The sequence below is a fragment of the Dyadobacter linearis genome (assembly GCF_907165045.1).
In the GTDB taxonomy this organism is placed as follows: domain Bacteria; phylum Bacteroidota; class Bacteroidia; order Cytophagales; family Spirosomataceae; genus Dyadobacter; species Dyadobacter linearis.
Window position 1 is genome coordinate 83268 of record NZ_CAJRAU010000011.1, and the last position, 21019, is coordinate 104286.

Annotated in this window: 21 protein-coding genes; 6 read left to right on the forward strand and 15 right to left on the reverse strand. The window is 43.5% G+C overall.

Annotated elements, in window-relative coordinates:
* Positions 1 to 59: 59 nt before the first annotated feature.
* Together KOD92_RS25570 and KOD92_RS25575 are read right to left on the reverse strand one after the other, a co-directional pair.
* Positions 60 to 1760 carry a hypothetical protein gene (locus tag KOD92_RS25570; protein WP_215236453.1) on the reverse strand — a complete coding sequence of 567 codons (1701 nt, stop codon included), beginning with the start codon at positions 1758 to 1760 and terminating at the stop codon, positions 60 to 62.
* A gap of 176 nt (positions 1761 to 1936) precedes the next feature.
* Positions 1937 to 3469: a SulP family inorganic anion transporter gene (locus tag KOD92_RS25575; protein ID WP_215236454.1), complete on the reverse strand. Its 1533-nt coding sequence runs from the start codon at positions 3467 to 3469 to the stop codon at positions 1937 to 1939.
* A gap of 590 nt (positions 3470 to 4059) precedes the next feature.
* On the opposite strand from KOD92_RS25575, the gene KOD92_RS27610 reads away from it, so the two are divergent.
* Together KOD92_RS27610 and KOD92_RS27615 are read left to right on the forward strand one after the other, a co-directional pair.
* Positions 4060 to 4563 carry a Na+/H+ antiporter NhaA gene (locus tag KOD92_RS27610; RefSeq protein ID WP_310589454.1) on the forward strand — a complete coding sequence of 168 codons (504 nt, stop codon included), beginning with the start codon at positions 4060 to 4062 and terminating at the stop codon, positions 4561 to 4563.
* Positions 4499 to 5263, forward strand: coding sequence for a Na+/H+ antiporter NhaA (locus KOD92_RS27615; protein WP_310589455.1), 765 nt, complete (start codon positions 4499 to 4501; stop codon positions 5261 to 5263). The genes KOD92_RS27610 and KOD92_RS27615 overlap by 65 nt, the downstream gene beginning before the upstream one ends.
* 300 nt (positions 5264 to 5563) lie before the next feature.
* Here KOD92_RS27615 and KOD92_RS25585 read toward each other — a convergent pair whose 3' ends face one another.
* Entirely contained in the window at positions 5564 to 5977 is a 414-nt protein-coding gene (locus tag KOD92_RS25585) for a hypothetical protein (RefSeq protein WP_215236455.1), read from the reverse strand.
* A 119-nt stretch (positions 5978 to 6096) separates the two neighbouring features.
* On the opposite strand from KOD92_RS25585, the gene KOD92_RS25590 reads away from it, so the two are divergent.
* Positions 6097 to 6342, forward strand: coding sequence for a helix-turn-helix domain-containing protein (locus tag KOD92_RS25590; RefSeq protein ID WP_215236456.1), 246 nt, complete (start codon positions 6097 to 6099; stop codon positions 6340 to 6342).
* A 53-nt stretch (positions 6343 to 6395) separates the two neighbouring features.
* Here KOD92_RS25590 and KOD92_RS25595 read toward each other — a convergent pair whose 3' ends face one another.
* The 12 genes from KOD92_RS25595 to KOD92_RS25645 form a co-directional block, all read right to left on the reverse strand.
* Positions 6396 to 6869 (reverse strand): hypothetical protein, encoded by a 474-nt coding sequence (locus KOD92_RS25595; protein WP_215236457.1) that lies wholly within the window; start codon positions 6867 to 6869, stop codon positions 6396 to 6398.
* 290 nt (positions 6870 to 7159) lie between these two features.
* Positions 7160 to 7687 carry a hypothetical protein gene (locus tag KOD92_RS25600; protein ID WP_215236458.1) on the reverse strand — a complete coding sequence of 176 codons (528 nt, stop codon included), beginning with the start codon at positions 7685 to 7687 and terminating at the stop codon, positions 7160 to 7162.
* Entirely contained in the window at positions 7680 to 8378 is a 699-nt protein-coding gene (locus KOD92_RS25605) for a P-loop NTPase family protein (protein ID WP_215236459.1), read from the reverse strand. The genes KOD92_RS25600 and KOD92_RS25605 overlap by 8 nt, the downstream gene beginning before the upstream one ends.
* A complete protein-coding gene (locus KOD92_RS25610; protein ID WP_082214104.1) occupies positions 8378 to 8737 on the reverse strand; it encodes a hypothetical protein in 360 nt (119 codons plus the stop codon). The genes KOD92_RS25605 and KOD92_RS25610 overlap by 1 nt, the downstream gene beginning before the upstream one ends.
* Positions 8738 to 8760: 23 nt before the next feature.
* Positions 8761 to 8889: a hypothetical protein gene (locus KOD92_RS27575; protein WP_255567401.1), complete on the reverse strand. Its 129-nt coding sequence runs from the start codon at positions 8887 to 8889 to the stop codon at positions 8761 to 8763.
* A 134-nt stretch (positions 8890 to 9023) separates the two neighbouring features.
* Complete coding sequence (locus tag KOD92_RS25615; RefSeq protein WP_229254863.1) at positions 9024 to 10232, reverse strand: virulence-associated E family protein; 1209 nt, start codon at positions 10230 to 10232, stop codon at positions 9024 to 9026.
* Positions 10233 to 10338: 106 nt separating this feature from the next.
* Positions 10339 to 10677: a helix-turn-helix domain-containing protein gene (locus KOD92_RS25620; protein ID WP_138481369.1), complete on the reverse strand. Its 339-nt coding sequence runs from the start codon at positions 10675 to 10677 to the stop codon at positions 10339 to 10341.
* Positions 10678 to 10729: 52 nt separating this feature from the next.
* Complete coding sequence (locus tag KOD92_RS25625; protein WP_215236460.1) at positions 10730 to 11986, reverse strand: hypothetical protein; 1257 nt, start codon at positions 11984 to 11986, stop codon at positions 10730 to 10732.
* Positions 11987 to 11990: 4 nt separating this feature from the next.
* Positions 11991 to 13118 carry a site-specific integrase gene (locus KOD92_RS25630; RefSeq protein WP_215236461.1) on the reverse strand — a complete coding sequence of 376 codons (1128 nt, stop codon included), beginning with the start codon at positions 13116 to 13118 and terminating at the stop codon, positions 11991 to 11993.
* Positions 13118 to 13468 (reverse strand): helix-turn-helix domain-containing protein, encoded by a 351-nt coding sequence (locus tag KOD92_RS27790; protein ID WP_215236462.1) that lies wholly within the window; start codon positions 13466 to 13468, stop codon positions 13118 to 13120. The genes KOD92_RS25630 and KOD92_RS27790 overlap by 1 nt, the downstream gene beginning before the upstream one ends.
* Positions 13469 to 13726: 258 nt before the next feature.
* Positions 13727 to 15094 (reverse strand): tRNA uridine-5-carboxymethylaminomethyl(34) synthesis GTPase MnmE, encoded by a 1368-nt coding sequence (gene mnmE / locus KOD92_RS25640; protein ID WP_215236463.1) that lies wholly within the window; start codon positions 15092 to 15094, stop codon positions 13727 to 13729.
* 87 nt (positions 15095 to 15181) lie between these two features.
* On the reverse strand, positions 15182 to 17185 hold the full coding sequence (locus KOD92_RS25645) for a T9SS type A sorting domain-containing protein (RefSeq protein WP_215236464.1): 2004 nt from the start codon (positions 17183 to 17185) through the stop codon (positions 15182 to 15184).
* A gap of 121 nt (positions 17186 to 17306) precedes the next feature.
* Here KOD92_RS25645 and KOD92_RS25650 point away from each other — a divergent pair, with 121 nt between their 5' ends.
* The 3 genes from KOD92_RS25650 to trxB all read left to right on the forward strand — a co-directional run bounded on the left by KOD92_RS25650 (position 17307) and on the right by trxB (position 20956).
* On the forward strand, positions 17307 to 17933 hold the full coding sequence (locus KOD92_RS25650) for a 7-carboxy-7-deazaguanine synthase QueE (RefSeq protein WP_229254865.1): 627 nt from the start codon (positions 17307 to 17309) through the stop codon (positions 17931 to 17933).
* A gap of 74 nt (positions 17934 to 18007) precedes the next feature.
* The gene (locus KOD92_RS25655) at positions 18008 to 19834 is read left to right on the forward strand and encodes an OmpA family protein (RefSeq protein WP_229254867.1); all 1827 of its coding nucleotides are present in this window, start codon (positions 18008 to 18010) and stop codon (positions 19832 to 19834) included.
* Positions 19835 to 19993: 159 nt separating this feature from the next.
* A complete protein-coding gene (trxB, locus tag KOD92_RS25660; RefSeq protein WP_215236466.1) occupies positions 19994 to 20956 on the forward strand; it encodes a thioredoxin-disulfide reductase in 963 nt (320 codons plus the stop codon).
* Positions 20957 to 21019 lie beyond the last annotated feature (63 nt).

The window sequence follows — 21019 nt, forward strand, 5'->3', positions numbered from 1 at the left end:
TATTTTTTTAATAAAAAAGACCTGAAGTTTGGCGATTAGTGAAGCCTGGATTTTAAAAGCTATCCGTCAACTTTATAGTCAAGACGCCTGATTTTGTCGTTCTCTGTGGGGCAGAAAACAGCGAGCTTGTATTGACTCCCAGGTTTTAATGTCTTTCCGAAGTTTTTATCCAGATAGAACCCTTCCTTGTAGTATTCACCTTGGGTAAGCATATTCAGCCGTCCGTTTTTAACGGGGTTGGCCACAAACAGATAGATGTTTGTATCGTTGTATACGACCAGGTAAATCCCTTTAAAGTAATTGGAAACAGATGGGTAATCGTCTGTATGTATGGTAAGGCATTTCCCTGGCTTGCCGCTGCAACCATCATCCTGGGATATCCTGACATTTTTCAAAACAGCTGCCCGGTTCAGCGCGCTGTGAGAAAGCTCGGCAAAGACCGGGTTAAATACATAAACAGGTTCAAGGTTATTTGCAATCGAATCACTTAGCATTTTACTTGCACCCTCATAATAGGCGGTATGCCGATAGATAATCCATTGCCCATTGGTGTTATAATTGAAAATGCCTGAGAGAAGATAAGCTTTGTAGTTTGTGAGCTTGTCGTAATTGGTGTAATAATTGAAAAGCAGTAGCAGCGCACTAATTCCGCCAAACGCCATTCCGACCACTTTTTTTCTGTTGAAATGGATCAAACAAAAGCAGTAAACCAGTATCCAGCATAGCATTGAATAGATCTTGTAGCGGCTGGACAGCGTGTTCATAGCCGCGCCAGAAGTTCTGGAGTAGGCCATAACAACAGCTGTCATAACAACAAATGAAGCCATACCCAGCCAGGCTATTTTCAAGGTCTTAATACTTGGGCTACCACCCTGCCATGTTTTTTCTCGCAAAAACAGAATAGCACCCATGCAGATCGCTAGAAACAGAAACAGGCCAAGTACCACCGCCGGTATGTTTGAGGCCTCGATAGGCGCATTGGTATTCTCAGTGTAATCCAGGATACCTCCCACAAAACCAAAAAGATTGTAAAGTAGATATAACGGTTTCTGAAAGTGTTCAGCCACACTGAAAGCTTTGGTACTGCTATGGGCTTCAAAATCTCGAAAGTACAGAAATACAGCACCGGCAGCAGCAAGTCCAAAAATCACTGCACTTTTAATCCTTTTCTGGTAAAGCAGAACGGCAACGGCAGCAACGAATGTAAACATGCCGTTACCGAAGGAAAATGTAGCCAACAGTGCTGTTAGCAGTGCCAGGATTGCGCCTGTGCGGCCGTGGTATACAAGCAGATAAATTGTCAACAGGCCCAGAAACGCCACCGGCATGTACACAGTGCTCGCACCAGCCCATAAGTTAGCTTCGTAGGTTACCGGGCTAAACAGCGTCAAAACAACAGGGATCAGATAATATAGAGAGACATTTGCTTTTCTAATCAATTTCCAGAAAAGGACTGTAAAGCCCAAAAGGGTAGCATTGCCTATCAAAATGATTGTAACGAAATTAACCTGGCTGGTAAGCCAATAAGAGAAAAGCGCTGTTAACCTTGAATACACAATCCGGTGCTCAACCCATTGCCCTGCCAACAGGTTTAAACGCTCCGAAAGAGATGATGCGTCCTGGAATTGTTGGGTAAAAAGCAGCAAGCAATAAAGGTCATCCCCATTGGGAATATTAACTGAATTAGTTATAATCAAAGAAAAAAAGACCAGGATCAGCATTACGCAAATCCCCATCGGGATAATCGATTGTAGTTTCATACAAACAGGATCGTTTTGTTGAAATCTTGGGAAAAGAGCAGAACCTCTGTTGGCATCATGAGGTCAAAGCCATGACGGGTGATGCCAAAGGCAATAAGCCATTGTCAATAAAGACCAGTGTTCCGGATGTCTATAAGAGTACTGATACCACTGTAGCCATTTCGGCCAGTGGCATTTTAGACAACCACCCTGTACGTAGGGTCCTCAATGATATTGACATCGATGATGTCGTTTGCGTTACGCAGCAGCTGGCGACAATCAGGGCTCAGGTGCTTTAAATGCACTTTCTTCCCTGCCTTATGATACCGCTCTGTGATCTTGTTGACTGCCTCGATGCCGGACATATCAGCAATCCTGCTTTCCGAGAAATCAATAACGACCTCGGCAGGATCTGCCAAGACCTCAAACTTGTCATTGAAAGCACTTACTGAGCCAAAGAAGAGTGGCCCATAGATATGGTAGTGCTTTACGCCCTTTTCGTCAACCGTTTTTTGTGCCCGAATGCGCTTTGCATTCTCCCAGGCGAAAACAAGCGCGGAGATGATAACACCAACCAAAACGGCCAATGCCAGATTATGCAGCAGGACCGTTACGGCAGCAACCAGCATACCCACAAAAATGTCGTGTTTGGGCATCCGGCCAATCATTTTAAAACTAGCCCACTCGAATGTACCAATGGCTACCATTACCATCACGCCGGTCAAGGCGGCCATCGGGATTTGCTCGATCAAACCAGAACCAAACATGATGAATGCCAGCAGCATTAGTGAAGCAACGATGCCTGAAAGCCGGGCGCGCGCGCCAGATGAAATATTGATCAGGCTTTGTCCGATCATTGCGCAACCACCCATTCCAGAAAAGAAGCCGGTCACAATATTGGCCATACCCTGCGCAACGGCTTCCTTGTTGCCACGCCCTCTTGATTCGGTGATTTCGTCAATCAGGTTCAGCGTCAACAAACTTTCAATCAGGCCAACGCCTGCAACAATTGCTGCATAAGGAAGGATAATCAACAGTGTGTCTAGTGTGAAAGGGACAAATGGGATATGAAATGGAGGAAAACCGCCCTGGATAGAAGCGATATCGCCAACTGAGCGGGTATCGATATTAAAGCCAATTACAATGGCCGAGATTGTCAGGATCGCTGCCAGTGAAGACGGGATTGCCTTGGTAAGCTTAGGTAAACCCCATATGATCAGCATCGTTAACAGCACAAGTCCGAGCATTGTATAGAGCGGGCTGCCTGCTAGCCAGGATACATTACCGGCCTGATCTACTGTTTGAAACTGGCCGATCTGGGACATGAAGATGACAATGGCCAGACCATTGACAAATCCAAACATAACCGGGTGTGGAACTAGGCGTATAAACTTGCCAAGTTTTAAAAGTCCGGCAAGTACCTGGATGATTCCGGCCAGAACGACCGTAGCAAAGATGTATTCTACGCCGTGGCTTTTGGCAAGGGCAACAATAACGACTGCACTTGCACCAGTTGCGCCTGAGATCATACCTGGCCGGCCGCCAAAAACGGATGTTATTAATCCAATCGTAAAGGCCGCGTACAAACCTGTTAAAGGTGAAAGGCCTGCGATCAATGCAAAGGCCACAGCTTCCGGGACCAAAGCGAGCGCAACGGTCAAACCGGAAAGAATTTCTGTTTTATAATTAACTTTTTGAGAAAAATCGAAAATATTGAGGTACCCCTTCATAGAAGCATGAGGTTATGAAGTAACGATAGTCCACATACCTTTGCTCGCCGATACAACAGCAGTTTTAAGCCATGAAAATCCAGGACAAGGCAGTGAAATACCTAAAATAAAATAGGATTATTTCCGGAATAAATTTTCCAGCAGGAGAAAGAAACCCGAATGTGGGCTAGAAAACCTTCAGGGGGGACCACCAGCAGGTGATGAAGATTTTACGTTGTATGTATGATGCGTTGATATCATATGTTTGCAAAACTATTGACTAAGATTTAGATAACCTAAATATTCTTATGAAAATCGCTTTAAGGTTTGGTTTAACTATCCACAAACATCGCAATAGTACATTTCAAAAATGCTCTATAAAAGATCGTTTAATATAAAATCCGATTTGAATAATTTAAAGAACCGTGTTCTATCAGTTTGGAAAAATAACCAAGCAATTTTCATCTTAAAAAGGTCATACCAGTTTGTTATTGGCTCCATAAAGTAACCTTAGTCTGCACCAGGGTTATCTTCATTTTCTTGATGCAGCCCTTTCTATGTAAGCCAACTTTATCTGGCAAGTCTAGCCCCTACTCACTAGTTTTGCCCACATGGCAAAGATGATCAACCTTCATTCCTTTAAAAAATTTTTCAAGTCCACTTCAACTGGCGGGATTATCCTGATCATCTGCGTGATCGTTTCCCTGATTATGGCAAATTCAAGTGCAGGACCGGGCTTTGAGGCACTGCTTGCCAATGAAATTGGTGCTGACATTGCAGGGATTCACTTGCGCTATTCTGTCCTGCTTTGGATCAATGATGGCTTGATGGCAATATTTTTTCTCTTGGTTGGTCTTGAAATCAAACGGGAAATGATTGAAGGCGAGCTTTCATCGTTCAAAAAGGCTTCTCTGCCAATACTTGCAGCCATAGGAGGCGTGTTAGCTCCTGCAACCATTTATTTCTCACTAAATGCAGGCACCCAGACAGCTGGGGGTTGGGGAATACCGATGGCAACGGACATAGCCTTTGCCAATCTCAATAATATCCATGCTGGGGAAACGTGCTCCATCTTCGTTAAAGGTGTTCCTTTCGGCCTTGGCCATCGTCGATGACTTGATGGCAATTCTGGTTATTGCCATCTTTTATTCATCTGATATCCATTACACATATCTTTTGTATGCGTTTGGAATATTTGTCTTCCTGCTAATCTTAAATAAATTAAAGGTTAAGAACCTGGCTGCCTATCTTATCCCAGGCCTGTTCATCTGGTATTTTATTCATCACTCGGGCGTGCATGCAACTATTGCAGGTGTTTTGACTGCATTTGCAATCCCTACTACGCCGGACGCTACTGAATCCCCGCTGGAAAAGCTCGAACACTTTTTGGTCAATCCGGTCAACTTTATCATTATGCCAATTTTCGCATTGACCAATACCAATATCGCCTTTGAAGCTGGAATGCTGCAAGGGCTGACCACTGTTTTAGGCCTAGGGATCATTGCAGGGCTGGTTATAGGCAAACCACTGGGTATTACACTATTCTCCTGGATTGGCGTAAAGCTTGGAATTGGCAAAATGCCCAAACACGCTTCATGGATGCACATCATTGGTGTAGGGATGCTAGGAGGAATAGGCTTTACAATGTCAATATTCATTGCCCTGCTATCTTTCTATGGTGAAGAATTGATTCTTTCCGAGGCTAAATTCTCGATATTAACCGCTTCTGTGATTTCAGGAATTTTAGGATTTCTGTGGTTGAGTAAGGTCGGGAATGAGCCGGCTAATTCCCGATCTAGAATTGACACATTGTAACTTCCATCTAATCTCGAGGATATTACAGTTTAAGGTAATATCCCATCAGGTTTAAAGAACCGGAATAGTTCTTTAATGCTAATAAAGCGACATTTTCTTAATCTTGCGAAGTATTTAGAAATTACGCTTTAACGACGGTTTTAATGAACCCTTGTGTGCAAAATATATTTATTAAAAAACGTAACACAATTCTAAAATTCACTGGCGAGGATACACTTAATCAAAGTACCCGCAAACATTTTTGCTAAATCACGAACTATCAGGTCTTTAATTTTGCCTTGATTCTATAAACTAGCGAGGTTATATACTAATCCTATGGTCCTTCGTAGCATTCCCACTTGCAGTGTGGCTAACATCGATGACCTGTTTGCCATTTTTAAAGATTTTCAAACCAAATTGAGTCGTTTCCGAAGAGCCGTTTTCCTTAATGCGCAATACAAGATCTAATCTATTGAGTGATCCTTCCGTTTCAAAAATGTAGCTGGTATTCAGAAGATCCTCGTTTGAGAATAGGATTTTACCATTATAACCTTTTAACAAAGTTCCTTCTCCGAAGGTAAGACTTCTTTGCACAGTCTTATAATTCCCATTTTGCGCGAACTCCAAACGATATATTGGAACTGACATAGGTTCAAGAAAAGCATCAGCATTTTTCCTACAGGACATTGAAAACAGCAGAAGGCAGATGACATAATAGCTAAAGAGCGTTTTCATGATTTAGTAACATCAAGGTGAAATAGTTATGATCTCAGTAATAGAATTCAATGTCTTAAAGATAAGTATTGGGATTATAATCCCAATGAAAACAAACACTTTTTTCCTCACTTTGGCTTGTGGAATCCCAAAAGCTAAATAAACATTACCGTGACGACGAGCGCTTGCATAAAATCGGAGATAAAATCCGGTTCTATCGTACAGTGAAAGGACTCACTCAAGCTGAGCTAGCGCAAGAATGTGGAGATAAAGACTGGTCGCAAATTTCACGCATGGAAAGAGGGCTGGTGAATTTTACGGTTTCTTACCTCTTTTTACTAGCTAAAATTTTGGATGTTCCAGTAGAGAAGTTTTTAGAGGATTGATAAAATAACAAATGGGAAAGAAAATTCTTTTCCCATTTGTGTAAACTTTAAGCTTAATCCTCTGAGATGCCGTACTGTCCGGCAAACACCTTCATCCTCTCCTCAATCTGAGAAACACAGCTAAGTAAGTACAAAATGACCTCGATGTTCGTCGATTCCTTTTGCAGGTCCATGACGGACTTTTTCAGATCCTTAACGTGTCGGATTAGATTTGGTATTAAACTTTTGCTGAGCACAAGTTCATTAATGTTATAGTTGGCTTTTTGGATAGCCATTCTCAACTCCACTGCCATTTCCGAAAACTCTTTGCTAACCAGTACATCATATTCGGTGCGTTTCGCTATTAACAACATACTTCCCGTCATTTTGAGCAAGTTTGTCATCTCGGCTCTCACTTCCGGATCAATCGGTTTAGATAGAGTTACCGCTTCTCTATCCAGCAGCTTTTCTCTGAGGAAAACACCAAAGTCAACGACATAACCAGCGTGCTCTTTCCGCAGCTGCTCAACCTCCAATGGTGTTAACATTAGAGTCACGTTTTGCCTACGCTCTTGCGCTGGCAATCGAGGCCTTCCGCCCTTTTTTCGAAATTTCTTTTCTTCCATAATTTTTCACAATGAGCCGTAGGGCGAATTGATTCCCAAAGGGCAAGCGGTTTTCCCGTGGACAGAATATGCCTAGCGATATTATGACCATGGGAAAACATAGCTTGCTATTTAAGAAAAACCCTAAAAATTAGAATTGGAACGAAATCGGTCGATTCCGGTCGAAAATGTTAGTAAATAACTGATAAGTATCGAATTGGTTTGAAGCAGATCTAATTCCTACCCAAAGGAATCAAGATCCGCTTCGTTCGTCCGTCAAATACGTACTCTTTGCCGATTAGTATGTCACCAGCGCCCTTATCGGCCAATGTCAGAGTCAAACAATATTGTCCTTCGCGTTTGACTATCTCTCCTTCCTGCATCAGAATCTTATAGGAATGTACATTCCCATATGCTTGTGCTATCCGTTTCAACTGCCTATACTCCTCGGTACTGGTCTGGTACCAAAATATTAACGCAGCAATAAAGCTACATGCGCCTGCAATTGGAGCGGAAAAACCGACTCCTAAACCAAACGCTTCTTGCTTATTCTTAAAAGTAATTTGGGTTACCTCACCTTTGATGTTTTTGGCTGCTTCGTCTATTTGAGTCACAGACTTATCAACAGAATGGGTAAGAAATTGAAATCGTTGACTGATTTCAGTCATTACCATAGCAGACCAATCGTCCATCTCTATTCCGTATTTTGCTGAAAAGTGGCCTTTAATTTTTGTCAGCATCTCTTTTGATATCTTACCCATTATTGAAGTTTTCTTTTAGTTCTTTTTTTATACGAATCTTTGCACCGGCAGAGTAACTGTTAAGTGAATACCCTTTCCTAATCCCATCCAATACCTGCCCTCCAAGAAGAGTTGATGGTTCGAAGTCACCAAACCGTTTGTACGTTAACCCCATCCTTTTACAGTTGTCTGCTAGTTCTGTTGATAGAGCTGGGAATTGATTGAAACTCGTGATGTTTTCCCAAACAATAACTTTGAACTCGTCATTCAAAATGGAAATAATTTTCTGAAGGTAATCCACGGATGCTTTATAAGCACCTCCCCCACCAACAACAATATTGAAGATTACTTCGAAACATAGTTCATCGCAAAATTCTTTGAAGGGGATGTCTCTATGAATAAGTGCCGGAATCTGTTCTGATTCTGGTGCGCCAAAATCCATATAGATTTTTTCAAAGCTACTTTCTGCTAGACTCTCCATGTATCCCAAAAACGTATCCCGCACCAATACGTCGCGATTATCAAGAAGAGAAATGGTTTCCAATCTATCTGCACCAAGAAATTTGAGTTGACGTGTAGACGTTTGCGTGGAGCTATCCACGTCAACAAAAAGTGAATGCTCATCCGGCACAGAAAGCGCTCGGAAGTAAGTATGGAAGCTCTTACCTACCCCTCCTTTGGATTGTAGGGTAAATTCAATAATACGACTCATTATTTTGAAAATTTAGATTTGATAATTTGATTTTGACTGGTGCTTAGCTCATCAGGGTCTGACCATTGTACGCCTGACCGGGAGTCAGATGCTTTCGCCTTTTCTTCGCGTTTCGAAGGCATAACCATTGGAGAGCGTATTTTCACAGCATTTTTCATCTTACCATGAAAATAGAACCGGCAGTATTTGATATCGCTCACTGTTACGAGGCCCGGCGTTCCCAAATCTCCATTGATAGTCTCGGCAATAAATACGGATGATAACCCTGGCTCAAAATAGTCCTGGTATAAACTGTACAGAATCTTCCTGCGCTTACGGTCCTTCTTTTCAAAAAGACGGATTAAGATTTCGTTATCCATGACGTGTCGAAGTTTACGGTTGCCTAGAACCGCATTTGTTGAATACTAAACTTGGAGAATGATAATTCTTTGAAAACAGGTACTACTACACCCGCTACATTACTACACATCATTTTAGAAAGCTCTTTCTCAGCCAGTTGTGCAATAATCATTTACCACTTCACTTACTACACTTCAATCTTGGTCCTACTTCAAATTCTTTCTGACCCCATTTTGTAGTAAGTGGTAGTAAAAGAATAATAACCGTCTTACTTCACTCAACTCTAAGATTATCAATGCAATAGACCTATTTGTAGTAGGTAGTAAGATCATTATGCAAAATATAATATCCTTTCACAGGAAACCTTTGCTCCTCGTGCCCTCTTTTCTGAGTTTGAGCGAACCCCAAAAATTTAAGTGCTTTACCGATCTCGACTGGGCTAATTTTCAGTTTTCCGTCTGTTCTGATTGCTAGGTTCTCACACAGATCAGTTGCGGTGTAAAACTGATCAAAACTGTCCTTTGTGGCCGGAGAATAGAATTTCTGTATCAGTTCGAACTCGATAGTAGTGGTCTTATACTTACTGTTTGCCAGCTCATTATCTAAAATCTCGTGCACTGTCATTTCGTACTTAAATCCAGATTTGTAGAGTTGATAAGCTTGCGACCAGACAACGTTGATATCAATGTCTGATTTGTAAGCCCAATTAATCTCTCGAACTCCGAAACACAACCATCTGACGCTGCCAGTTTCATCAACTAAGAACTCAGCTTTGTTAGTCGAGCCCCATATAGATGCTCTTCTCGGCTCCATCTTTGGCCTTCGATCGTATGGGTGACGTACCTTAATATACGACTTGCTCATTAAGGTCTTTTGTGCATTAATTTCTGTCTTGGACAAAGTAGAAAGTTCATCTTGAATGACACCGAAATTTTGACACAACGCAATCAGACTGTCCTTATCAACAGAAATGTTTTCAACCTGATAGTCTTTGAGCACCTCAGGAATCAAAAACCGTGTCAGCGTCGTTTTTCCACTATTTTGGTCGTCCTGAACAAATATCAGTGCCTGTTTATTGAAGTAATCATCGTCTAATGCACATACAACGCAGCGAACCAGCCATTTCTTAAACTGAATGATAAAGCGTTGCGGATCATCGACACTGATGTACTGAGCAAACTTTTCAATATAATCGCCATGTATTTCTTCCTTCCACAGACATGCGTTTGTCTCAAAATAGGATTCGAATGGATTGATCCTGGGGATATAATCGGAACACAAAAACGTGTTGATCTCTCCAACACTTGTTTTAAATCCAGCCTCTCTGGCTTCAATGTACAGCGTATTGAGGTTGACCGGATGGTATTCTGACTTACCTTTCTCTCTAACAAGCACTTCATTTAAGATGACATTGTAAAGGAAATCATACTTGGACGACAAAAATCTAATTACTTTGACAGTGGAACTCTTCGAGGTCAGGCTAATAGATTTTACTCCCTGATGTTTTTTCATCATTCTGCATAGATATTGATTATCATGAACAGAAATGGTATATTTGTCTCACCACAAGCACAATACCATTTCAAGTAATTGAGGAAGCGAACCCTACAAGGTTCGCTTTTTACTTTCTCGCACTAGACGGTTGCCTGTTTGCGACATATGAACGGGCTTCGTCTTCGATTTCCTCTATTGTCTTTCTTCTACCGGTTCTGATATAATCTAAAAGCTCCTTGCGGGAAAAATACAATCTCTTCGACTTTTTCATCACGGGTATCCTTCCGGCAGATACTAGATTGTAAACGGTAGGTACCGCAAGCTCCAATATTTGTGCCGCCTCAGTAATGTTCACAAACTTGTCGGGCATAGCACGTGTAGCATTAACAGTGTTTGATCTGAGCTCCATTACCAGAGATTCAATTCGCTCTAGTCGTTGGTCAATTACAATAAAAGGATTTTCCATTTGCAGTTATGTTTTGTTTCTACAAGGATATGGGGTTTTATTAGGTGTTTTTTCACTTTTGTACTGGTTGTAAATTTTGTATGTCATTTTTGTACCGTTTTCTCACTTCTGGTAAGCAACTCTTCTTATTTGACCTGAAATTCTTCAGTATTGTATCAAAGTCAAACCCATCAAAATGATCTGTCAGTAGTCGTAAGTATCTTTCCCTATCTTTATTTTCATATAATTCATTAGAAGTTTCCTGCATAAACCGGTGAAAGACATCCTGAGTTACGCCAACTTTAAATCTATCCAGCTTGATCTTTTCACCTTTCACTTCTCCCAAAAATGCCATTTTCAAAAATCTAGTAAAATCTCGTTTTGCCATTTGAGGAATGTCATTTTTGCATGCAGAACAACACATGACGCCAAAGTAGTCAATCACCTTCGGCATGGGCATTCCGTTGAACTGATTTTTCTGCTGACTAATTTCAAATAACTCAAGTTGGAACTCACTGTCGGAGTAAACTGCTGTTCCCTTCGCATCGATGGAACCCGGGTTATCCGCAACCACAATATCATTACTAAGTTGATGATCAACATCCGAGAATAGTTTGCGAGTAGCAGCATTATCCGCTTGATCACTCTCCATTCCTTCCTTGGCTTCAATTTTCACATCATCCGGAGTGGAACTTGTGACTGTATCTTCCTGATCCCTCTGTAAATCAATTAAACTAAGATTCTGATTAGACTCAAGCTCTCCGGTTTCGATTTTAGAGGCTACTCCTCCGGTAGTCTGTTCAATGCCATACTTATGAAAGTCTCCCTTTAAAATTTCCCTTCCCAATTTTTCAAAAATCAAAGGGTCCCCGACCGTGGCATTTTGTAATTGGACAATATACTGGCTAGTTGTAAGCGCACGTGTCGTGTGGATGAAATTCTTACGGATAATTCTCATGAAGCTCCAAAAAATAACTGAGAGAAAACATATTGAAACTCCGAGCGTCAAGTAAGTAATTGTCCATTTTCCAGCAAACAGGCCGTCCCAGAACCTAGATTGGTAAATAGAGAAGCAACCTAACATAATTAGCAATGCATTAATACAGTACACAAAGCGGTTGACCCGCTTATGTCTTGTGAAATGAAATGCCACAAAAAGATCGGGGGACAAACCGTAAGCGTCGAAAAGTCTAAGCCCAATTGCTAAATACTTAAGTCGTGTTGCTAGTTCAGCTTTTCTATCATATACGCATAGGTACTCACGCGCCTTATAATTGTTAATATTAATTCCTTGAATTGCTGGGAATACCTTACCATCATAATTTTCCATGCAGTTACAGTTTTATTCGATTAGCAGCTTCAATTTTCTTTTTATCGATTACCTTGGTATAGATCTCAGTCGTCTTTAAATGCCTGTGTCCTAACATTTTTGAGACAGTGTAAATGTCTGTACCAAGTGTCAGCTGCAGCGTTGCGAACGTGTGCCGAAAACAGTGAAATGTAATTTTCTTGTGAATCCCTGCATTCATTATCCAACGAGAAAGTATCAAATTCGTATGCGCCGAATATTTGAGTCCTCGAAAAACACGCTCTTTATCATCTTCCCTATCCCCCATTTGTTCATATGCCTGCTCTGGAATATGCAGGGTTTCCGCACCTTTAGTTTTTTGCTGGGTAAATCTGAGAAAGTAGCCATCGATTTCAGAATGCTGCACTTCCTTCCAGGTCAGTTTTATCATATCAGACCATCTAAGTCCTGTCAGTGCTGAGAAAATTGCAGCACGCTTTAAAACTGGGTGCTCGCATTCAGTTAGATAAACTGCTTTGAGCTCTTCAAGAGTTAAAAATTCACGGTGCGTTTCTCCCTGCGGCACGCCTTTCACTCTTAGCAGCGGATTGACTGCGAAGAGCCTATCTTCAAACGCTTCTTTAATACAAGCCCGAAACTTATTGTAGTAGCTATACTTGGTATTGGTTGAAAGACTGGCTTGCTCCGACTTTATGGATTTTACCTTATCTAAAAACATCTTAAATCCTTCGCAAAACTTCTCATCAACTTGGCCAAAGGTGCATTTACCCATTGTATACAGATCCAGGTATTTATATGTCCCATACCAATTATCATAGTTGCCCTTCGACTTATTTCGTTTCGCAGCCATAGCTTTAAAATATGCCAGGAAATCCTTTTTGGCATTGAGCCTGTCAGCGAAATCAAAATTCTGATTGATAAATTGAAGCTCTCTTTCCGAACGAATGCTTTCTGCCTTAGCCTTGCTTATTCTATTGTATTCTTTCTGAGTAGGATTCGTCGGTTTATCGTATAAGTATATTTTCAAGAACTCTCGGCGAGTCTCCTTCCCCGTTTCCGGAATGTAAATAGCAGGGTAATAATCCAGGTAAAGACTTTTTCTCCCGTCTGACAATATTTTTTCTCTAAGCTTTACACTTCTTGTCCTTTCCATTATATGAATAGTTTATCTATTGAACTTCTTGATATCACAATGCGGCGGCCTAGCTTGACCGATTTGATCTTCCGATCACCGATGAGTCTCCATAATGTCGTCCTGCTAATCGTTAGCAACGAGCATGCATCCCTTACAGATAAATAGCTCTTTGACGATACATCACTTTTTGTGATTTGTCTCTTCTCAACTGTCTCCTTTTCGCTCTGCTCCACCTTGCCCTGACGAACCCTCTTTTTATAGTTCCTCCTGTTACATTTTAGGCAGCAAAATCTGGTCTGCGTAGTCCTCGCGGTGAACCGTTTACTGCATTCCTGACAGATCCGTACAGTTTCGATTGTTGAGCTCATTTCGAGAATTTTTTAAAGTGTTTCAGCATGTTTCTCAACGTTTCAGAATGTTTCAGTTTGTTTCATCATTTCCCCCCTAAATCGTGAATTTTTGTACCTTTTTGTACCTCGGCTTAAAAATACCATAAAAGGTACAAAAAGGTACAAACCACCCAGATATTATCACAAAATACCAATAAATGTAAAACCCCATCAGGACGATCCTGACGGGGTTTTACTTACGTTTGTTTATATATATTTATGGTTACTTACGGTCTATTACTTGCCAATGCAAAACTTCGAAAAAATATTATCCAGCAAATCATCCGTCACAATAGTCCCCGTAATCTCCCCTAAATGATGCAGCGATAACCGGATATCCTGGGCTAGAAAATCACCTGTTACTCCTAGCGTCAGCCCGTTGATTACGTCGGTCAGTGAGTTGAAGGTTTTTTGGAGATGTTCGTAGTGTCGCAGGTTCGTTACTACTGTGTCGGTAGCGGATTGTTTGTGAACGAGGGCGATCAGTTTGGTGGTCAGCGCGCCCAGGCCGCTTTGGGTTTGGGCGGAAATTGCAATGGTCTCTTCATGCAATAAATAAAGGCGGGGGGCGCTATTGATGTCGATATCGATTTTATTCAATACAAACAAAAAGTGCTTGTCTGCTGGAAGGGTTTCAGACAAGGCTTTGATATCCCTGAAAGTCTCCTCACTATCAAACAAAAAGATCACAATATCGGCCTTTTCCATTGCTGCTATCGATCGTTCGATGCCGATAGATTCGACAAAGTCGACAGTTTCCCTAATCCCGGCGGTGTCGATGAAGCGGAATTTAATGCCCCCAAGCAGCATCGTATCTTCAATAACGTCGCGCGTCGTGCCGGCAATGCTCGTCACAATCGCCTTTTCTTCATTCAGCAATGCATTCAGCAATGTGGATTTTCCAACGTTGGGCGAGCCGATAATCGCAACTGGCACGCCTTCCTTGATCGCATTACCCAAATCGAAAGATTCAATCAGCGGCGCGATCGTTTCCAGCAAATGCTCGATCAGCTTTCTCAGATCGTCGCGCTCGGCGAATTCAACATCTTCTTCGCCAAAGTCCAGTTCCAATTCAATCAGCGAAGCGAAATGTATCAGCTCAGTGCGCAATGCAGCCAGCTTTTTTGAAAAGCCGCCGCGCAGTTGGTTCAATGCCGTTTTATGACTGGATTGCGAGTCAGCCGCGATCAGATCCGCGACTGCCTCGGCCTGGACGAGGTCAAATTGTCCGTTCAGAAAAGCTCTCTGGGTAAACTCTCCGGGCTTCGCAATCCGCGCACCTTTTGAGATCAGTATTTTTAATATTTGCCTGATAATATAGTCGGAACCGTGACAGGAAATCTCAATCGAATCCTCTTTGGTAAATGACCGCGGGGTTTTAAAAACAGTAACGAGCACTTCGTCGATAATATCTGTCCCGTCAGAAATCGTCCCGAAATGTACCGTGTGGGACTCCGCTTTTTCCAGATTTTTACCCTTAAAAATGGCGTTAACCATTGAGATCGAGCCTTCTCCCGAAACCCTGATCACCGCGATCGCACCTACTCCCGAAGGCGTCGCCAGCGCGCAGATAACTTCCTGCTGATGAACTGGTGTAGTATTCATGCCGCAAATATGCCACTAAATCCAGTATGGGGCAAAGTTCAGAGCACGATTGACCGATATGTTGACCGATTGCAAATCAGCAAAAAGCTAGCGGACGACGATTCGTTTCACCACCGAGCCGGCCGCTGTATGAATGCGGATCAAATAAGAACCCTGCGAGATTCCCGCCAGATTAAGGATAGCCCAGTCGTGCTGGTCATAGCGCACTTCTTTCAGCTTCGCGCCGGAAATGGATAGTACTTCTAATGTCTGGATCCCGCCCCGTGTCGACACTACATTAACCTCTGCCGTAGCCGGATTTGGAAATACATCGAAGCCAGCGGCAGTCAGCAGCTCGGTACCCAGCACATCCGCGCTCATTTTCTTGTGCGTAATGCTCGTGATCGCCGACTCCGCATTTTCGGTTACACCCCGGATCGAGTAAATATATTCCACTCCCTGCTTCGCCGATTTATCAGCATAACTAGCTTGCAGTGGCAAATGCAGGATTTCGTGCGAGCCGGCTGAATCCGCTTTGCTATGCCTTTCGAGAATATAGCCAGTTACTCCCGGCAGCTCATTCCAGGTCAATTCCACGTTGCCGACATCGTCCCGCGCAGCCAGTGTGATTTTACCCAGGTCCGGAAAAGGATGAATTTTGTTGTGGTGAAATGCCAATGCCCTGAAACCCTTGTCATTTCCTAAAAAAGGTCCTATATAAACCCACGGCGCACTCAGCAAGCCTGCATAGTGATATTTAGAAGGCAGGTATTTGATCGTCGAATCGGGCCCCGTGGTCTTTTTCTCCACGATGATCCTGTTAGCCTCGGCCCTACCCGATTTCAGCTTCTGCCACTCTGCGTTCAGGTAAAAGAAATCTTTGACCGAATAATTCGAAACGGGTTCCAGGCTGCCTTCGATATTGTTATTTAATGTATCATTAGGGTAAACCATTTTTTGGTAATCCTCGAATACCATAGTGATCTCCGTCGAGTCTTTGGTAGAGTAAAAAGCCTTTTTCAGACTCGGCGAAGTGATCTTTTCTTTTTGTTTATAATGATAAAACCCGGCCATATCTGCCAGCTCCTGGCCTAGTTTGAGATAACCCTCCAAACCGTAGTGAAAGCCATTCCAGCCTGGCGCGCCTAATGCGGCATACGGTTGCACAATCGGATATTTTTCTTCTAAAAGTCTCTGATCTTCCCTGAACTGGCCGATCCGGTCGTCGTAACCGCCGCCGCCAAACAGGGGAAGCTGAAAAACGTATGCTTTTTCGATCATCGGATAATCTTCCTTCCAGTTGGAGACCATTTGCGCAAAGCGCGGCGCCCAGGACAGCGGGTCCGGTGAGGCAGCTTCATTTTCTCCCTGCCAGTAAAATATCCCCTTCAATGCAGGCAGCAAGCCCGATTGCATCGCATAGCTGAGTAATACCCCGTAAGGTTTGGAAGCGTCTGCGTGGTCGTTTGGATTGCGGTCGATGAGCTGGGCAAGGGAAGCGCCGGCAAGTGCGCCGTTGATCACGCAGGTTGGAAAGCCGTACTTTTCGGCTACGCGTCTCTGAAATTCAATACCAAAAATCCCTACACGCGGACTGATCTCATTTGAAAGCCCGAAACTATTTCCCTGCGGGCCGGTCCCGAAAGTGCGGCAATATTCGTTTCGGTATTTATAGTCCACTTCCCAGGCTACTGCATTGGATTGACCATAGATCAGGTAAAAATCGCCTGCAACGACATTTTCCCGCTTCACGATCAACGTAGAATCTGTCGCCGATTTGCACACATACACTTCGAAAGCATACTCCGCAAGTTCGGATTTGATCTTAGAAACGACACTGAATGCACCACTTTCGCCGGTATATTTCAGCTCATTTTTGTGGTAACCAACCCGCGCGCCATTACGTGATTTGACAACTGATATGTAGGAATAGCCGGTGGCTTCCACGTTTCCGGAAATCGTAATATCCGCTTCATTATTCGCATTGCGCGGAAACAGCTGCATATTCGCAGGTAAGGATTGGAAGTTGACAATCTGAATTTTCTCTGCAAACGAGGGAATAAATGCATGCAAAGTCAACAGGAAAGCGACACAGCGTAAAGTTTTGTTCATAAATGTTCGAGGAATTGAGTTGGGGCATATAACAAACTTAAAATAAAGCGCTTATATATCAACACAATCTACTTGCGGGTTTAACATAAAACGGCTGTTTCGATTTTTGTATCTTTGCAAAATGTTAACTGAGACTTTACCTATTGAAACCACTACGCTTCCGGTGATGGAGGCTTTTTACACTTTGCAGGGCGAGGGGCAGCATAGTGGGCGCGCCGCCTATTTTATCCGCCTGGGCGGCTGCGAGGTGGGCTGCCACTGGTGTGATGTGAAAGAATCGTGGGACGCGAATCTGCATCCCAGATTTTCCATTGACTCGATTGTGAATGGTGCATTGCAGTACCCTGGCCGCCTGGCCGTTATTACCGGAGGCGAGCCGCTGATGTACAATCTGGACAACCTGACCGGCGCATTACAGCAGGCCGGGTTTAAAACCAATATCGAAACCTCGGGCGTTTATCCGTTTACCGGGCATTGGGATTGGGTTTGTTTTTCACCCAAAAAATTCAAAACGCCGCACCCGGATATTTACCGCCACGCCGACGAGCTGAAAGCGATTATCTACAACAAAAGTGATTTCGATTTCGCAGAAGAGCACGCCGCGCTGGTATCCGACCGTTGCACCCTGCTGATGCAGCCCGAATGGAGTAAGCACGATGTAATGCTGCCTTTGATTATTGACTATATCAAAGACAATCCGAAATGGAAAATGTCGTTACAAACCCACAAGTTTATGAACATTCCATAATGCGACGGGCCGTCTTTTTCGTAATCCTTTTTTGTTTCACAGCATCATATTCCCTTGTAGCACAAGAAACAACATTGTCTAAAAAGGGGCGCGAGAATTTTGATAAAGCTCAAAAAGCGTGGCAGGAGCGGCAACTGGGAGAGGCGATCATTCTTTTTGAAAAAGTACTCGCCGAAAATCCAAAAAGCTACGATACCAATATGCGGCTGGCGCAGATCTACGATTTGCAGCGTAATGCCGATCTCACCCAAAAATATTACACTGCCGCTGTTTCGATAAAACCCGACGCCCCACAATCTGCGACGGCGTTCCAGTGGCTGGGCAGATATTACTTCCAATCTGAGCGGTACGATTCCGCTCAGGTTTTTTTTGAGAACGCATTCAAGTTATTTCCTCCTAAATCCAGCCTCTCTCGCCTGGCGGAGAAATCTATTGTATCTTCCAAATTTGCCCGCGAAGCGATCAAAAGCCCTTTGAATATTGAGAAAAGATCAATGGGCGATACCGTCAATTTCCTGCGCACACAGTATTTTCCGGTTATGACAGCGGACAATGAAACGCTCATATTCACCGGATTAACCGAAAACAGGGACGAGAATATTTACATTTCCAGGCGCTCAAAAGACAGCTGGGATACGCCCGAAGAAATTTCTCCTGCTATCAATACCATTAATAACGAAGGAACATGCAGTGTTTCCGCCGACGGACGGACGCTGGTTTTCACAGCCTGTAACCGACCCGACGGTTATGGTAGCTGCGACCTTTATATTTCCCAAAAAGAGGGTTCCGATTGGAGTGCGCCCGTGAATCTTGGCCAGCAGGTCAATACCCGCGACTGGGAATCGCAACCATCGCTGTCAGCCGACGGACATACCTTGTATTTCGCCTCCGAGCGGAAAGACGGGCAGGGGAAGCGGGATATTTGGGTGAGTGTTCTGGATGAAAAAAAGCAATGGGGCGCGCCGAAAAACCTGGGGCCCGCTATCAATACGTCCGACGATGAGAATGCACCATTCATTCACGCCAACGGCCGCACTTTGTTTTATGCTTCAAATGGGCTGCCTGGAATGGGCGGATTTGACATATTTGTTTCCCAAAAAATAGATACTGTCTGGTCGGCGGCAAAAAACCTGGGGTATCCTATTAATACCGCCGCCGAGCAGGTCGGACTTTTCATCGCTTCCGACGGCCGCACTGCCTATTATACCGACGATACTTCCGACCGAGGCAAAGGCCGCTCGCTGCTTTACAGTTTCGAAGTGCCCGAATCGTTACAGAATATCATTGTACCCGCGCGCTACGCAAAAGGCAAAGTCACAGATAAAAAAACGGGTGAGCCGCTGGCTTCGGAAATCGACCTTTTTGACCTCAAAACACAACAAAAAGTAGGCGCCTTTTCCTCTGATAGCAAAACAGGCTCTTTTTTGACGGTCCTGAACAAAGGGGGCGAATACGCATTTTATGTTTCCAAAGCAGGTTACCTCTTCAAAAGCCTCTCGTTTTCGGTCAGTGACTCGGTGTCTTTTGTAGACCTGGAAATTCCTTTGGAAGCAATTGAAAAAGATCGCGCTGAGGTTTTGAACAACATTTTTTTCCAAACCAGCAAATATGAGGTGGACGAAAAGTCGAAGGTGGAACTGGATAAAATGGCCGATTTCCTGACCAGAAACAAGTCGATCAAAATCGAAATTTCCGGGCATACCGATGATGTGGGGTCTGACGGAGAAAATATGGAGCTATCCAGGAGAAGGGCGCAATCGGTTCAGGAATATTTGCACAAATCAGGCATTGCCACCGAGCGCATTTCTTCGCGGGGATACGGTGAAACCAAGCCGGTTGCAGGCAATGATTCGGATGAAAACCGTCAGAGAAACAGGCGGATAGAGTGGCGGATACTCTGATAAACTTGCATAAAGGGCTTAAATTTCGCACTTTTGTCAATCTGCCTTTGTTGTAGTTATTGAATGCCTGAATGGCATTTCTCCAATTCGCACACTCCTGTTTTCGATCTGTTTTCAAGAAGATTTAACACGCGTCATTTACCTAAGTTATCGTTATCCATGTCATCTGAGAAAGTTTCCTGCTTAATTATCGGCTCCGGCCCTGCCGGTTACACCGCCGCCATATATGCAGCCAGAGCAGGTTTGAATCCTGTACTTTACCAAGGCGCCCAGCCGGGCGGCCAGCTTACTATTACGACCGAGGTTGATAATTATCCGGGTTATCCCGACGGTATTACCGGGCCTGAGATGATGATCAATTTCGAGAAACAGGCTAAAAGATTCGGTACGGATATCCGTTACGGAATGGCCACTGAGGTGGATTTTACATCTTATCCTCACAAAGTAATTATCGACAACAAACATGAGATTACAGCCGATTCGGTGATCGTTTCGACAGGTGCTTCGGCCAAGTGGCTGGGTATCGAAGGCGAAGACAGACTGAACGGAAGAGGTGTTTCTGCCTGCGCGGTTTGCGACGGTTTCTTTTTCCGCGGTCAGGATGTGGTTGTGGTAGGCGCAGGAGATACTGCTGCCGAAGAAGCCAGCTATCTTGCCAAGTTATGCCGGAAAGTATACCTGCTGGTGCGCCGCGACGAAATGCGCGCTTCGAAGATCATGCAGAAAAGGGTTGAAATGCTTCCTAATATCGAGGTTTTGTGGAATACTGAAACCGTTAAATTGAACGGAGAAGAAGGTCTTGAATCTGTTTTGGTTAAAAATAATAAAACAGGCGAAGAGCAACTTCTGGACGTAACTGGTTTCTTTGTAGCAATCGGTCACAAACCTAATACGGATATTTTCAAAGGATACCTGCATATGGACGAAACCGGCTATATTCAGACAGTAAAAGGAAGTTCGTGCACTAATATCAAAGGCGTTTTCGCTTGTGGTGATGCGCAGGATAATGTTTACAGACAAGCAATTACCGCAGCGGGTACTGGCTGTATGGCGGCCCTGGATGCTGAAAGATTTTTGATGGAAAGAGAAGTGAAAGAGATTATCGAAGAAACAACAGCTTAATTATTTGCCCAACCCCTAAAATTTAACCAGACTACACGCATTATTCCGTTTGCGTGTAGTCTG

What these genes read in the sequence shown, in the direction of transcription:
- KOD92_RS25595 (WP_215236457.1), bottom strand. Translation starts at nt 6,869, where the DNA reads ATGTTAACACCATTGGAGGTTGAGCAGCTGCGGAAAGAGCACGCTGGT.
- KOD92_RS27575 (WP_255567401.1), bottom strand. Translation starts at nt 8,889, where the DNA reads ATGATTATTGCACAACTGGCTGAGAAAGAGCTTTCTAAAATGATGTGT.
- KOD92_RS27610 (WP_310589454.1), top strand. Translation starts at nt 4,060, where the DNA reads ATGGCAAAGATGATCAACCTTCATTCCTTTAAAAAATTTTTCAAGTCC.
- KOD92_RS27790 (WP_215236462.1), bottom strand. Translation starts at nt 13,468, where the DNA reads ATGAGCTCAACAATCGAAACTGTACGGATCTGTCAGGAATGCAGTAAA.
- mnmE (WP_215236463.1), bottom strand. Translation starts at nt 15,094, where the DNA reads ATGAATACTACACCAGTTCATCAGCAGGAAGTTATCTGCGCGCTGGCG.
- KOD92_RS25630 (WP_215236461.1), bottom strand. Translation starts at nt 13,118, where the DNA reads ATGGAAAGGACAAGAAGTGTAAAGCTTAGAGAAAAAATATTGTCAGAC.
- KOD92_RS25610 (WP_082214104.1), bottom strand. Translation starts at nt 8,737, where the DNA reads ATGGATAACGAAATCTTAATCCGTCTTTTTGAAAAGAAGGACCGTAAG.
- KOD92_RS25650 (WP_229254865.1), top strand. Translation starts at nt 17,307, where the DNA reads ATGTTAACTGAGACTTTACCTATTGAAACCACTACGCTTCCGGTGATG.
- trxB (WP_215236466.1), top strand. Translation starts at nt 19,994, where the DNA reads ATGTCATCTGAGAAAGTTTCCTGCTTAATTATCGGCTCCGGCCCTGCC.
- KOD92_RS25575 (WP_215236454.1), bottom strand. Translation starts at nt 3,469, where the DNA reads ATGAAGGGGTACCTCAATATTTTCGATTTTTCTCAAAAAGTTAATTAT.
- KOD92_RS25570 (WP_215236453.1), bottom strand. Translation starts at nt 1,760, where the DNA reads ATGAAACTACAATCGATTATCCCGATGGGGATTTGCGTAATGCTGATC.
- KOD92_RS25620 (WP_138481369.1), bottom strand. Translation starts at nt 10,677, where the DNA reads ATGGAAAATCCTTTTATTGTAATTGACCAACGACTAGAGCGAATTGAA.
- KOD92_RS25600 (WP_215236458.1), bottom strand. Translation starts at nt 7,687, where the DNA reads ATGGGTAAGATATCAAAAGAGATGCTGACAAAAATTAAAGGCCACTTT.
- KOD92_RS25625 (WP_215236460.1), bottom strand. Translation starts at nt 11,986, where the DNA reads ATGGAAAATTATGATGGTAAGGTATTCCCAGCAATTCAAGGAATTAAT.
- KOD92_RS25585 (WP_215236455.1), bottom strand. Translation starts at nt 5,977, where the DNA reads ATGAAAACGCTCTTTAGCTATTATGTCATCTGCCTTCTGCTGTTTTCA.
- KOD92_RS25605 (WP_215236459.1), bottom strand. Translation starts at nt 8,378, where the DNA reads ATGAGTCGTATTATTGAATTTACCCTACAATCCAAAGGAGGGGTAGGT.
- KOD92_RS25645 (WP_215236464.1), bottom strand. Translation starts at nt 17,185, where the DNA reads ATGAACAAAACTTTACGCTGTGTCGCTTTCCTGTTGACTTTGCATGCA.
- KOD92_RS27615 (WP_310589455.1), top strand. Translation starts at nt 4,499, where the DNA reads ATGCTGGGGAAACGTGCTCCATCTTCGTTAAAGGTGTTCCTTTCGGCC.
- KOD92_RS25615 (WP_229254863.1), bottom strand. Translation starts at nt 10,232, where the DNA reads ATGATGAAAAAACATCAGGGAGTAAAATCTATTAGCCTGACCTCGAAG.